We start from the raw sequence: 13118 nt of genomic DNA, 5'->3' as shown, positions 1-13118 counted from the left end.
AAGAAATCTATCTGAAGATCAATGCCTCCGGCACATCAATGTCCCAGGTCACACCAGGATCGTCCACCGACACCTCGACGACTTGCGCCCCGGCGAATAACACCTTCGCACCACGGTCACCGGACAACGCCATCAACTGCGGGCCAAACCCACGACCAAATCCCACCGGATGCCCATACTCCCCGGCAAGAACCGGCACGCTGATGCCATCCTCGCGAATCCCTGCCGCCACATTTTCGATGCTCGACGGCAGGACAAACGGCATGTCGCCCAGCACGATCAGCCAGCCAGCCACCTCCGGACAGGCCCGGACGCCGGCGGCAATGCTGTCGCCCAGGCCAGGCGAATCCAGCTCGATAAAATCGCATCCGTAGGCCTGGGCCATGCGAATGGCCTGCGGACGGTCATTGCGGGTGACCAGCACGCGCTTGTCCAGCGAGGCCGGCAGATTGACCAGCACGTGTTCGATTACCGAGCGCACCGCGCCGTCACGTCCTATGCAATCAGTCAGCAGCTTGTCCTTGTCAGGCCCGGCGACCTGGCGGAAACGGCGGCCCGAGCCAGCCGCGAGGATGATCACGCCAATGGACTCAGACATACCCTTCCCTCCTGGACTACAGCGGTTTCTTTTGGCGCAATTCGACGCCATTCTTGATCGCGACGATTTCCGCCAGCAGCGACAGGGCGATTTCCGCCGGGGTGTGACTGCCGATATGCAGGCCGATAGGGCCGTGCAGCCGCTCGATGGCTTGTGCTGACAAGCCTAGCTGAGCGAGGTTGTCCCGGCGCTTCTGGCTGTTGACCCGTGAGCCGAGGGCGCCCACATAAAAAGCCCTGGAATCCAGGGCGGTGAGCAAGGCCATGTCGTCCAGGCGCGGGTCATGGGTTAGGGCAACAATCGCGGTGCGCTCATCGGTCTCGATGCTCAGCACCGCCTCGTCGGGCATGCCCGGAACAAAGCAGCCATGCTGCTCTTCCCAACCGTAGACGAATTCCTTGCGCGGGTCGCAGATCAACACCTCGAAATCCAGCAACCGGGCCATTTCCGCCACGTAACGCGACAGCTGTCCGGCGCCGATCAGCAACAGCCGCCAGCGCGGGCCATAAATCGCCCGCAGAGTTTCGCCATCGAACACCAAGGCATCGCTTTTGCTCGCTGGTGTCAGCAGCACAGCGCCGGTCGCGATGGTCAATTCCCGGGCAACTATTTCGTGGGCCTCGCACCGCGCCAGCAACTCGGCGACCCAGCCTGGATCGCCGACTCGCTCCTCCGTCAGGCGCAAGGTGCCGCCGCACGGCAAGCCGAAACGCGCCGCTTCCTCACGGGTGACACCGTAGGTGATGAGCTGCACGGGCGGGCCATCCGCCGGAATCCGGCCGTCGTGCAGCCGGGCGATCAGGTCATCCTCGACACAACCGCCCGATACCGAACCGATCACCACGCCGTCTTCGCGCAGGGCCAGCATAGCCCCCGGAGGTCTCGGCGCGGTGCCCCAGGTCTGGACCACGGTGAACAGCACCACCCGCTGCCCGGCGCGACGCCATTCCAGCACGCTGCGCAGCACGTTCAGATCAACGCTGTCCATCAGGCTTTGGCCTGCTGCCAGCCTTGCAACTGGTAACGCACAGGCAGATCACGGATGCGCTTGCCGGTGGCGGCGAAGATTGCGTTGCACAATGCCGGCGCGATCGGCGGCACGCCCGGTTCACCAACGCCCCCCAGCGGCACTTCGCCCGGCGGAGTGACCAGGTGCACGGCTACTTCCTTGGGTGCCAGGGACATGCGCGCCACTTCATACATGTGGAAATTGTCCTGCTGGACCTTGCCGTCCTTGAAGCTGATCTCCCCGACCATCGCGTTGCCCAGGCCCATCACGCAGGCGCCTTCGAACTGCGAGCGGATACGCTCGGGATTGATCTGCGGCCCACAGTCCACGGCAATGTCCGCCTTGTGCACGATTATCGTGCCGTCATCCTTGACCTCGACTTCAATTGCCGCGGCCACATAGGTGACGAAGCTGTAGTGCACCGCCAGCCCCAAGCCCCGGCCCTTGGGCAATTCACGGCCCCAGCCAGCGGCCTTCGCGGCAGTCTCCAGCACGGTGCGGATCCGCGCCGTATCGATGGGATAACGCTCGGGCGATTCGCCGTAGTTCCAGCTGTCATTCTGGCTGTTGGGGTTGATCCTGCGGTCCGGGCCCAGCAACTTCAGATGGTACTTGAGCGGGTCCTGGCCGGCCTTGTGGGCCAGTTCGTCGATGAAGCTCTGGATCGCAAAACCATGGGGAATGTTCGACACCGAGCGGTACCAGCCAACCCGGGTATGGGCCACCGCCTCGGGGTTCTCCAGGCGCAGGTTGGGAATGGCATAGGCCATGTTGGTCACGCCCATGCCCACTTCGAACGGCGCTTCGTGGGTCATGCCCGGCGCGAACAGCGCGGTGATGGTCGGGGCCACGGTGCGATGCAGCCAAGCGGAGGGCAGCCCGTCCTTGTTCAGGCCGGCCTTCAGGTATTCGGCCGATACGGTATGGAAATACGAGTGATGAATATCGTCCTCGCGGGTCCATTGCACCCGAACCGCCTGGCTGGGGAATTCCTTGGCGAGCACCGCCGCCTCGACGACGAAATCGGGTTTGGACTTGCGTCCGAAACCGCCGCCCAGCAACGTGATGTTTATCGTGACTTTGTCGAAAGGGATGCCCAGGCGTTCGGCGACGCGCTCGCGGGTGACCTGGGGTGCCTGGCTCGGTGCCCAGGCTTCGCATTGACCGTCCTTGAAGCGGGCGACCGCGACCATCGGCTCCATCGGTGACTGGGACAGGTGCGGCAGGTAGTAGGCAGCCTCCAACGTCGAATCGGCTTTGGCCAGTGCGTCGTCAAGATCGCCAGTGCTATGCAGGACTTTGCCCGGTTTCAGAGCAGCCGCTTGCAGTTCCTTGCGGTAGGCGATGGAGTCATAGCCGGCGTTCGGGCCATCGTCCCATTCGATTTTCAACGCTTCGCGGCCCTTGATCGCCGCCCAGGTGTTTTTCGCTACCACCGCCACGCCGCCCAGCGGCTGGAATTCGGAGGGCAAAGGGCGTCCTTCGATCTGCACCACCTTGATCACGCCCGGCACCTTCAACGCCGCGCTGCTGTCCACGCTCTTGACCTTGCCACCGTAGACCCGTGGGCGGGCCATGACGGCGTAAAGCATGCCGTCGAAATGCACATCGGCACCGAATACCGCTCGGCCGTTGACAATGTCCGCGCCATCGATGGCACGGCTCGCTTCCTTGCCAATGTAACGAAACTCCGACGGCTGCTTGAGGCGCAGGCTGTCGCGGGCCGGAACCGGCAAGGCCGCCGCGGCGGCGGCCAACTCGCCATAACCCAGTTCGCGCCCCGAAGGCTGATGCACCACTTTATGCAGTTGCGCACGGCATTCGCCCACCGGCACTTTCCACTGGGCAGCGGCGGCCGATTCAAGCATGGTTCGGGCGGCGGCACCGCAGCGGCGCATCGGCTCGTACCAGTGACGCATGCTGCGCGAGCCGTCGGTGTCCTGGTTGCCGAAGCGCGCCTCATCAGCCGGCGCCTGCCTGACCTTGACGAGCGCCCAGTCGGCGTCGAGTTCGTCGGCCACCACCATGCTCAGGCTGGTGCGCACCCCCTGGCCCATTTCCGAACGGTTGCAGATCACCGTGACGCTGCCGTCGGCGGCAATGCTCACGTAGACCTTGGGGTCGTCGACCGCACCATGGGGCATGCCCTCGGCGCCGAATTTCTTCTCTTCGGCAAAGGCCTCCGGCAGCCCCCAACTGGCGGCCAGCACCAGCACGCCCGTGGCGCTGGCGCCCCTGAGGAAACCCCGACGACTGAGGTTGCTCAGCACAAAATCATTCGGCAAGCGGCTCATGCCTTGGCCTCCTTCAGGTGAGTGGAGGCCTGACGGATCGCGGTCTTGATCCGGTTGTAGGTGCCGCAGCGGCAGAGGTTGCCGACCATGGCCTCTTCGATCTGTTCATCCGTCGGGTTGGGGTTGGTCTTGAGCAATGCCGTGGCGGACATGATCTGCCCGCCCTGGCAAAAACCACACTGGGCCACGGCGGTGTCCAGCCAGGCCTTCTGTACCACCTGGCCGACCGGGTCGACGTGAAGCGCGTCGATGGTGCTGATGTTCTGGCCCTTCACCGAGCCGATCGGCGTGATGCAACTGCGCGCCGGGGCGCCATCGATGTGGATCGTGCACGCGCCGCACAGGCCCATGCCGCAGCCGAACTTGGTGCCGTTGTAACCGGCCACATCGCGGATTGCCCACAGCAGCGGCATGTCCTCGGTGACATCCAGTTGATGATCTGTTCCATTGAGTTTCAGGGTAATCATGGGCACGCCCGCATTCGTTTCGAGTTATGGGGGTCGAGCAATCTGCCGTTTGGTGATCGGTTCGGTGTCGCAGACTGGCTCAGGCTGATCCGGCTCTCTTGTGCACACGTCAACAGCGTCTGCACCGGGCCTTGGGGATGCGTATGCTCGCATCGTCAGCCAATTAAATTAACCCAGGAACAAGCAAAACGCCCTGCACAATCCTGCACGAATGAGCGTGTGCAGGTCATGCAGGGCGTTTTTTTGTTCACGCAGGGCCAAGCGCCCGTCAGTACCGATTCGGCTCCATCTCCAGATCGACCTGGAAACGTTCGGCAATGTCCTTCTGGATCCGTTGAGCCAGGTCCAGCAATTGCAGGCCCGTGGCGTTGCCATAATTGACCAGCACCAGTGCCTGCAACTTGTGCACGCCAGCGTCGCCCTCGCGAAAGCCCTTCCAGCCGGCCCGTTCGATCAGCCAGCCGGCCGCGATTTTCATCTGCCCTCCAGGCTGTGGATAAGCCACCAGGTCAGGGTATTGCAGCTTGAGATGCGCCACATGACTGACCGGCACCAAGGGGTTCTTGAAGAAGCTGCCGGCGTTGCCGAGTACGGCGGGGTCCGGAAGCTTTTCGCTGCGAATGCTGCAAATCGCCCGGCTGACGTCCGAAGGCGTTGCCTGATCGATGCCTTGCTCGCTCAGGCGCTGGCGGACCGGGCCGTATTCCAGGTGCAGATGCGCGACACGACTGAGGGCAAAACGTACCCGCAGGATCAGCCAGCGTCCCGCCTGCTGCTTGAACAGGCTGTCGCGGTAGGCGAAGGCGCATTCTTCAAGAGTGAAGTCGCGCAACTCGCCGTTATGGCGATCCAGCGCGGTAAGGCCGGCGAAGACATCCTTTATCTCGACGCCGTAGGCACCGATATTCTGCATCGGTGCCGCCCCTACCGTACCGGGAATCAGGCTGAGGTTCTCCAGCCCCGACCAACCTTGCGCCAGCGTGTGCTGGACAAAAGGATGCCAGGGCTCCCCGGCCTCGGCCTCGATCACCACGCGTTCGCCGTCGTCGCTGAGCAGGCGGATCCCCCGACTGGCCATGCGCAACACCAGCGCGTCGATGTCGTCGGTCAATAGCAGGTTGCTGCCGCCGCCGATCAGCAGCAACGGCAGATCATGCCCGGCGGCATAGACCAGCGCCTCGCGGACATCGGCATCGCTGTGGGCCTCGGCGAACAACCGTGCGGCGACGTCCACGCCAAAGCTGTTGAACGGCTTGAGGCTGACACCGGCCTGGACATGCAAGGTCATAACCGCCCCTTCACTTCGATGACCAGACGATCCGTGGCCTGTTCGATCAGGTCGAGCACCTGCTCGAAACCCTGTTCGCCGTCGTAGTACGGATCTGGGACATCATCGAGCTCAGCCTCGTAGCGACGCAGGAACAGATCGAGCTCGGCCTTGCCACTGGCCGGTTGCAGTGCCTTGAGGTTGCGCAGGTTATTGCTGTCCATCGCCAGGATCAGGTCATAGGCGGCGAAATCGGCGCGGGTGACTTGCCGGGCCCGCTGGGCCGACAGATCGTAGCCACGTCGCAGGGCCGCGGCCATGCTGCGTTTATCCGGGGCCTTGCCGACGTGCCAGTCACCGGTACCGGCAGAGGCGACTTCCACTTGCCCCTCCAGCCCGGCTTCGCGCAGCTTATGGCGCAAGATGCCTTCGGCGGTGGGCGACCGGCAAATGTTGCCAAGGCAGACGAACAGAACCCGCATCAAGCCTCCAGCAGGCGACGAACGCGCTCGAGGTCTTCGGCAGTGTCTACACCGGTCGGCGGCGCGACCAGCGCATCGGCGACATGGATCCGCACGCCATGCCACAACGCTCGAAGTTGCTCGAGGGCTTCGGTGTTTTCCAGCCAGCACGGGCCCCAAGCGACGAAGTCCTGAAGGAAACCGGCGCGGTAGGCATAGATGCCGATATGGCGACGGTACGGCACGCCGTCGGGCAGCACGTCGCGGTCCTGAGCGAATGCCTCTCGGGCCCAAGGCAAGCTGGCACGACTGAACGTCAGTGCCAGGCCGTTGAGGTCGCTGACCACCTTGACCACGTTGGGATTGAACAGGGTCTGCACGTCCTCGATCGGCTCGGCCAGGGTGGACATGCGCGCCTCTGGGTGCGCCGCCAGGTTCGCGGCGACCTGATCAATTACGCTCGGCGGGATCAGCGGCTCGTCACCCTGCACGTTGACGACGATGGCGTCGGGCGCCAGACCGAGTTTCCCAGCCACTTCCGCCAGGCGGTCAGTACCGGAGTTGTGATCCTCGCGGGTCATCACCACTTCGGCGCCAAAGCCCTGGCAGGCCTCCACGATGCGCGCGTCGTCCGTTGCCACCACCACACGCTGGGCGCTGCTCTTGCAAGCCTGCTCCCAGACATGCTGGATCATCGGCTTGCCGGCGATCAGCAGCAACGGTTTACCGGGCAAGCGCGTGGAGGCAAAGCGCGACGGAATGACAACAGTAAACGCTGTATTCATTTATCCAGGCGCTCGTCGGTGGTCAGGGTACGGGCTTCGCTTTCGAGCATCACCGGGATGCCGTCGCGAATCGGATAGGCCAGGCCGGCGCCCTTGCTGATCAGCTCGGTCTTGTCGGCACTGAGCTTGAGCGGGCCTTTGCAGACCGGGCAAGCCAGGATATCGAGCAGTTTGGTGTCCATGAAATTCCCCTGGGTATAACGTTTTAAGGCAAGAGCCGATCCGGCAACAGGCGCATCAGCTGCGTATCGAACCAGGCCGCGAAGGCTGGCGAAGGCGCTGCGTCAACCGCCAGGTACCACCAGTCGGGCGCGGCGAAGGCACGGCATTTGACCGCGTCCTTTTCCGTCATGACCACTGGAAATGACGGTTCGAAATCGAAGGCCTGGGCACTGTATTCGGCATGATCGGCAAACCCGTGCGGTACAGGCCGCCAGTGTAGCGTTTCGAGGGTCTTGAAGAAACGCTGGGGATTGCCGATGCCGGCCACGGCATGCAGGGTCTGGCCGGGAGGAAAATGGTCGAGGGGGCGCCGCTCGCCGCTGGCCAGGTTGATCAGCGCGGTGGGCCGCAACTCGAACGCGAAGCCGTCCTCGCGATCAGCGCTGGCGCCGTTGAACAGCACGGCGTCGACCGAGCGCAGGCGCTCCACCGGCTCGCGCAACGGGCCGGCCGGCAGGCAACGGCAGTTGCCCAGGCCACGGGCGCTGTCGATCAATACCAGTTCGAGGTCACGGGCCAGGCGGTAATGCTGCATACCGTCGTCGGACAGGATCAGGTCCAGCGGCTCGGCGTCCAGCAGCGCCCGGACAGCGCGGCTGCGATCAGGATCGATCATCAACGGCACGCCGCTGCGCTGGACGATGAGCAGCGGTTCGTCGCCCGCGACGTCGGCGCCCTGCTCGGCCTCGACTCGCCATGGCAATTGCGGCGGCCTGGCGCCGTAACCCCGGCTGACCACGCCGACCCGCAGGCCACTGCGCTGGCAATGCTCGATCATCCAGAGGATCAACGGCGTCTTGCCGGTGCCGCCGACGGTAATGTTACCCACCACAATCAGCGGCACCGGCGGCTGGTAGATCTCGCCCTCGCCCGCCAGGAAGCGCTCGCGCTTGCCGATCACTACGCGTCGGTACAGCCATTCAAGCGGGCGCAGCAGCACCAGGGCGGGATGCCCCTTGTACCACGCGGCAAGCAATCGATCGGACATGGCCATCAAGGTGCCGGCGCCGCCTCGATCGTGGTCATGCGCAGGTGGCTGAAGCCGAGCTTGCCGGCCGCGTCCATGGCGGTGATGACCGATTGGTGAGGCGTCTTGCCGTCGGCGCTGATGGCCAGCGGCAGGTTGGTATCACCGCCGGACTCCCTCTGCAGCGCCTCGATCAGGCTCGCCAGGTCGCTCTTGGGCAGCAACTGGTTGTTCACCGAGAACGCGCCCTCGGCGCTGATGGTGACTTCCAGGTTTTTCAACTGCTGGTCCTCGGCCGGCGAGCCACTCACCGCTTGCGGCAGCTCAACCTTCAACTGGGTTTCCCGGGTGAAGGTGGTGGTCACGACGAAAAAAAGCAGCAGGATGAACACCACGTCGATCAGCGACGCCAGGTTGATCTCGATATTTTCCCGTGGTTTGCGGCGGAATTTCACTTCTTGCCCCCGGCCAGGTCCACGTCACGGTCGCCCTGCACCACCTCGACCAGCTTGATGGCTTCCTGCTCCATGCCCACCACCAGCTCGTCGACGCGGCGTTGCAGGAAGCGATGGAAGAACACCGCCGGAATACCCACCATCAGGCCCGCGGCGGTGGTGATCAGTGCCTTGGAAATACCGCCCGCCAGCACGGCGGCATTGGTCGTCATGCCGGAACCGGTGAACGCGCTGAAAATGTCGATCATGCCCAGGACCGTGCCCAACAGGCCCAGCAATGGCGACATGGCCGCGATGGTCCCAAGGGCATTGATGTAGCGTTCCAGGTCATGGATGACGCGCGCGGCGGCCTCCTCGATGCACTCCTTCATGATCTCGCGACCATGCTTGGAATTCGCCAGGCCTGCCGCGAGGATCTCCCCCAGCGGCGAGCTGGCTCGCAGTTCCTTGAGCTTGTCCTTGTTCAGCTGCTTGTCCTTGATCCAGACCCAGACCTGCCCGAGCAGATGCTCCGGGGTCACGCGGCTGGCCCGCAGGGTCCACAGGCGTTCGGCAACGATACCCAGTGCCGCGATGGAACTCAGAATGATCGGCAACATCATCCAGCCGCCGGATTTGACCAATTCCCACACAGTGACAGCCCCCTCGAAAAAGTGCGCCACTTTATCATACAGACTCGCTGTGCAGGCCCGCCCTGCCGACAACCCGGCAAGAACGCTGCGCCAGATCAATGCTCCGACGCTGGCCCGGCGGGCGGCGGATCACGCCAGTAACGGCGAATGCCCGCCTGGCCAAGCGCAGGTGTAAAGGCGCCGAGTTGCAGACGAATGGCACCTTGTTCAGCACTGTCGTAGATCACCATGCCCAAGCGTCGATAACGCTCCATCACCCACGGATGGGGATGGCCGAACGCATTGTTGCGCCCCCGGGAAATCAATACCGAATGGGGCTCGAGGCGCGCCAGCAGCGCCATCGACGATGAGCTGCGGCTGCCATGGTGCGGCGCTGCCAGCCACTGGGTCGGCATCGCCAGGGGACTGTCGAGCAAGGCCCGTTCGGCATGGGTATCGATATCTCCGGTCAGCAGCAACCGCTCGCCACCGGCCTCGACCAGCAAGACACAGGATTTCTGGTTGCTCTCGACAGCCGATGCCCAGCGCCACAGTTCGAACCTCACCCCGTCCCATTCCCAGCGTTCGCCGCTATCGCACGCCCCTGCCTGCAGATCGACGGGCAGCGCCTCGGGATCGCCGCTGACCACCCGACGGGTCGGCAATCCGTTGCGTACGGCTTGTGCACCGCCGGCGTGATCGGCATCGGCGTGACTGAGCAGCAGCATGTCCAAGGCATGCACACCGAGCCTGTGCAAGGTCGGCACCACCACGCGCTCGCCCGCATCGGCGTCGCCAAAACGCGGCCCCGCGTCATAAAGCAAGACGTGCCGCTGGGTGCGCACGAGGATCGCCAGCCCCTGGCCGACGTCCAGTTGCCAGATTTCGGCTTGCCCGTGGGGTACTTCTTCCCGTGGGGGAAAAACCATCAGCATCAGCATCGGCCAACCCAGGATCCGCAGCGGTACGCCCTTGGGCAGCAACAGCAGCGCAGTGCCGAGCGCCGCCACGCACCAGGCCCACAGCGGCACCGCGGGAGGCACCCAGGCTGGCATCTGCCCGGCTGCCAGCGCGAGCGCCTTGAACAGCAGATCGAGCAAGCCGCCGGCAATCCAGAGAAGGCTCTCGCCTATGTAAGGTATCGGTAGCAACGCGGTGCCAAGCAAGGCCGAAGGCAACACCAGCAGACTGACCCAGGGCACCGCCAGCAGATTGGCCAACGGACCGCTGAGGCTGACCGGCAGCCCGAGGATCAAGAGTAGCGGGCACAACCCGAGAGCAATCAACCACTGGGCGCGGGTCCAGGTCTGCCACCAACGCCAGGGGCCCAGGCGACCGCAGAAGGTAAACATCAGAACGGCCACCGCGGCGAACGACAACCAGAACCCCGGCCGCAGACTCGCCAGCGGATTGAGCAGCAGCACTGCCAGGAGCGCCAACAGCCAGGCTTTCCAAGGATCGGCCTGGCGAAAGCGCAAGCGCCACAGCAGCACCAGTCCGATCATCACACAGGCCCGCCGCACCGGCACTTCGAAACCGGCGAGCAGGCCGTAACCCAGCGCCGCGGTGAACGCCAGCACGCACGCCCAAGGCAGCCATGGCAACCACGCCGGCCAGACACCATGACGCGCCGCGCCGGCGACCAGCAGGTATACGAGGCCGGCGAACAGGCCGATGTGCTGCCCGGAAATGACCAGCAGATGGATCGTGCCGGTGTCTTGCAGCACCTGCCAATCTTCGCGACTCAACCCGGAGCCATCGCCAAGGACCAATGCCATCAGCGCCCCGGAACGCCCTTGGGCATCGACTTTCGCCAATGCCTGGCGCACCCCGTCGCGCCAGGCGCCCTGGGCCGGTTGCAGGCGTCGCCCTTGCTTGACGCTGCCGGTCGCGCCAATGCCGCGGCTCAACAGCCACGCCTCATAGTCGAAGCCATGGGGATTGAGCAGCCCCGCGGGTCGCTTGAGCTTTACCGCCAGGCGCCATTTCTCACCGCTGCTGACCGGCGGCCCGCCATACCAGGCCAGGCGCATCGAGGTTGGCAAGCGCGTGCGCCTTGACTGGATATCGGCCAACTCGAAACGCACCGTTCCATCGCCGTGTTGCGGCAAACCGACGACCCGCCCTTCGACCCAGCGCGTCTCGCCGTCCAGTGCGAAGGGCAACCGTCCGTCCAGTGCATGGTGTGCGGCGAGGCTCGCCCAGACCAGCCCGAAGAGGAAGCAACCCGCCGGGTACAGACGAAACGGCAGTACCATCAACGCCAGCGTCGCCATGGCTGCGATCAGCCATGGCGACGGCAGTACCGGTAGAAAAACCGGGGCCAGCAGCCCCAGTGCAAGCGCGACCATTGCCGTGCGCATAAGCCCATCCTTGAGAGTCCCTCTCCAGGCTTAGCCGGTGCGGGGCACCGTGGGCGTTAACAATTGTCACAAAGTCTGAATCTCCCGGTTGTAGAATCCGGACATACTTGCGGCCTTACTGCTTTGACCCGACCGAGAAGCCTTATGCCCCGGCGATTATTCAAACGTTACATGCCTGACCCCGCGAGCATTCGGGAACATAAATCCTTACGCTTTCTCGGCACCCTGCTGCACGATCCCAACCTCTGGCACCTCAATCGTCATTCGGTGGCGCGGGCGATGGCCGTTGGCCTGTTCGCCGCTTTTCTGCCGATACCGCTGCAAATGCTCCTGGCCGCCGCGCTGGCCGTCACGGTTCGCGGCAACATCCCGATCGCGGTAAGCCTGGTCTGGCTGACCAACCCCATCACCATGCCCGCGGTATTCTTCTGCACCTATCAGACCGGCGCCTGGCTGATGGACGTTCCAGCCCGGACGCTGCCCGACGAATTGACCTGGGAGTGGATCACCAACCAGCTGTCAACGTTGTGGCAGCCGTTTTTGCTGGGGTCGGTGGTCACTGGGTTGGTGCTTGGAGTCTTGGCTTATTTCGTCACCATGGCGTATTGGCGATGGTGGGTTGCCAGGCAGTGGCGGCGGCGCAAGCGCAGCCGGATGAGAGAAAAACTGGACTGACCGCGTTTCCCCTCCAGACACGACATTCGGGGGTAATCCGAAGTCCTTGTGGGAGCGAGCCTGCTCGCGAAGAGGCCATACATCCGACATCTGCATCGGATGATGTTCAGTCTTCGCGAGCAGGCTCGCTCCCACAGATACGACACTTCAGACACGGACAGTGTCAGGTACGCATCCCTCGCCCACTCACCAGCAACCGCGCACAGCTCACATAAAGCACCACGGTCGCCACTAGCATGAAGGTAATTGCAATACTGATGCGAATGTCCGAAACGCCAAGGATCCCGTAGCGGAAAGCATTGACCATATGCAGCACCGGGTTGGCCAGCGATACGGTCTGCCAGAACGGTGGCAGCAGGGAAATCGAGTAGAACACCCCGCCCAGATACGTCAGCGGCGTGAGCACGAACGTCGGGATAATGGAGATGTCATCGAAGTTTCGCGCGAACACCGCGTTGATGAAGCCCAGCAGCGAAAAGATCGTCGCCGTCAGGACCACCACCAGGATCGTCACCCCCAGGTGATGCACCTGCAGATCGGTGAAGAACAGCGACAGCAGCGTCACGATCAGGCCGACCGCCAGCCCGCGCAGCACGCCGCCCAGGGTGAAGCCGATCAGGATCGTATGGGGTGAAACCGGCGAAACCATCAGCTCTTCGATGGAGCGCTGGAACTTGCTGCCGAAGAAACTCGATACCACGTTGCCGTAGGAGTTGGTGATCACCGACATCATGATCAGCCCCGGCACAATGTAGTCCATGTACGTGAAGCCGCCCATGTCGCCGATCTGCCGGCCGATCAGGTTACCGAAAATCACGAAGTACAGGACCATGGTGATCGCCGGGGGCAGCAAGGTCTGCGGCCAGATCCGCATGAAGCGCCGGACTTCACGATAGACAATGGTATTGAGGGCGATGAGGTTGGGGCGCAGTTCCGAACTCATA

Annotated in this window: 14 protein-coding genes; 1 reads left to right on the top strand and 13 read right to left on the bottom strand. The window is 63.6% G+C overall.

The features are described 5' to 3' along the window. Positions 1-7: 7 nt before the first annotated feature. The 12 genes from J3P86_RS08005 to J3P86_RS07950 all read right to left on the bottom strand — a co-directional run bounded on the left by J3P86_RS08005 (position 8) and on the right by J3P86_RS07950 (position 11499). Positions 8-598, bottom strand: a complete 591-nt coding sequence (locus tag J3P86_RS08005) for a nucleotidyltransferase family protein (protein ID WP_434699865.1) — start codon at positions 596-598, stop codon at positions 8-10. A 16-nt stretch (positions 599-614) separates the two neighbouring features. Continuing rightward, the gene (locus J3P86_RS08000) at positions 615-1586 is read right to left on the bottom strand and encodes an XdhC family protein (protein WP_434699864.1); all 972 of its coding nucleotides are present in this window, start codon (positions 1584-1586) and stop codon (positions 615-617) included. After that, a complete protein-coding gene (locus J3P86_RS07995) occupies positions 1586-3901 on the bottom strand; it encodes a molybdopterin cofactor-binding domain-containing protein (protein WP_434699863.1) in 2316 nt (771 codons plus the stop codon). Before J3P86_RS07995 ends, J3P86_RS08000 begins: the two co-directional genes overlap by 1 nt. Continuing rightward, entirely contained in the window at positions 3898-4368 is a 471-nt protein-coding gene (locus J3P86_RS07990; RefSeq protein WP_305501323.1) for a (2Fe-2S)-binding protein, read from the bottom strand. The genes J3P86_RS07995 and J3P86_RS07990 overlap by 4 nt, the downstream gene beginning before the upstream one ends. Positions 4369-4636: 268 nt before the next feature. Beyond that, positions 4637-5656: a UDP-N-acetylmuramate dehydrogenase gene (gene murB, locus J3P86_RS07985; protein WP_434699862.1), complete on the bottom strand. Its 1020-nt coding sequence runs from the start codon at positions 5654-5656 to the stop codon at positions 4637-4639. Further along, positions 5653-6117, bottom strand: coding sequence for a low molecular weight protein-tyrosine-phosphatase (locus J3P86_RS07980; RefSeq protein WP_434569365.1), 465 nt, complete (start codon positions 6115-6117; stop codon positions 5653-5655). Before J3P86_RS07980 ends, murB begins: the two co-directional genes overlap by 4 nt. Then, positions 6117-6881, bottom strand: a complete 765-nt coding sequence (gene kdsB / locus J3P86_RS07975; protein WP_434699861.1) for a 3-deoxy-manno-octulosonate cytidylyltransferase — start codon at positions 6879-6881, stop codon at positions 6117-6119. Before kdsB ends, J3P86_RS07980 begins: the two co-directional genes overlap by 1 nt. Continuing rightward, positions 6878-7063: a Trm112 family protein gene (locus J3P86_RS07970; protein ID WP_003179363.1), complete on the bottom strand. Its 186-nt coding sequence runs from the start codon at positions 7061-7063 to the stop codon at positions 6878-6880. The genes kdsB and J3P86_RS07970 overlap by 4 nt, the downstream gene beginning before the upstream one ends. A 23-nt stretch (positions 7064-7086) precedes the next feature. Beyond that, complete coding sequence (gene lpxK, locus J3P86_RS07965; protein WP_434699860.1) at positions 7087-8097, bottom strand: tetraacyldisaccharide 4'-kinase; 1011 nt, start codon at positions 8095-8097, stop codon at positions 7087-7089. Further along, a complete protein-coding gene (locus J3P86_RS07960) occupies positions 8097-8525 on the bottom strand; it encodes an ExbD/TolR family protein (RefSeq protein WP_434569368.1) in 429 nt (142 codons plus the stop codon). The genes lpxK and J3P86_RS07960 overlap by 1 nt, the downstream gene beginning before the upstream one ends. Next, positions 8522-9157, bottom strand: coding sequence for a MotA/TolQ/ExbB proton channel family protein (locus J3P86_RS07955; protein ID WP_305496069.1), 636 nt, complete (start codon positions 9155-9157; stop codon positions 8522-8524). The genes J3P86_RS07960 and J3P86_RS07955 overlap by 4 nt, the downstream gene beginning before the upstream one ends. A gap of 95 nt (positions 9158-9252) precedes the next feature. Beyond that, complete coding sequence (locus tag J3P86_RS07950) at positions 9253-11499, bottom strand: DNA internalization-related competence protein ComEC/Rec2 (protein WP_434699859.1); 2247 nt, start codon at positions 11497-11499, stop codon at positions 9253-9255. 144 nt (positions 11500-11643) lie between these two features. On the opposite strand from J3P86_RS07950, the gene J3P86_RS07945 reads away from it, so the two are divergent. Further along, the gene (locus J3P86_RS07945) at positions 11644-12174 is read left to right on the top strand and encodes a DUF2062 domain-containing protein (RefSeq protein ID WP_434569369.1); all 531 of its coding nucleotides are present in this window, start codon (positions 11644-11646) and stop codon (positions 12172-12174) included. A gap of 163 nt (positions 12175-12337) precedes the next feature. Here the strand turns inward: J3P86_RS07945 and J3P86_RS07940 are convergent, their stop codons facing one another. After that, positions 12338-13117: an ABC transporter permease gene (locus J3P86_RS07940; RefSeq protein ID WP_434700612.1), complete on the bottom strand. Its 780-nt coding sequence runs from the start codon at positions 13115-13117 to the stop codon at positions 12338-12340. Position 13118: the final 1 nt, after the last annotated feature.

Origin of the sequence: Pseudomonas sp. D1-1, assembly GCF_051132225.1 — a bacterium.
Lineage (GTDB): Bacteria > Pseudomonadota > Gammaproteobacteria > Pseudomonadales > Pseudomonadaceae > Aquipseudomonas.
Note: the sequence above shows the minus strand (reverse complement) of the source record. Positions and strands in the feature narration are given on the sequence as shown.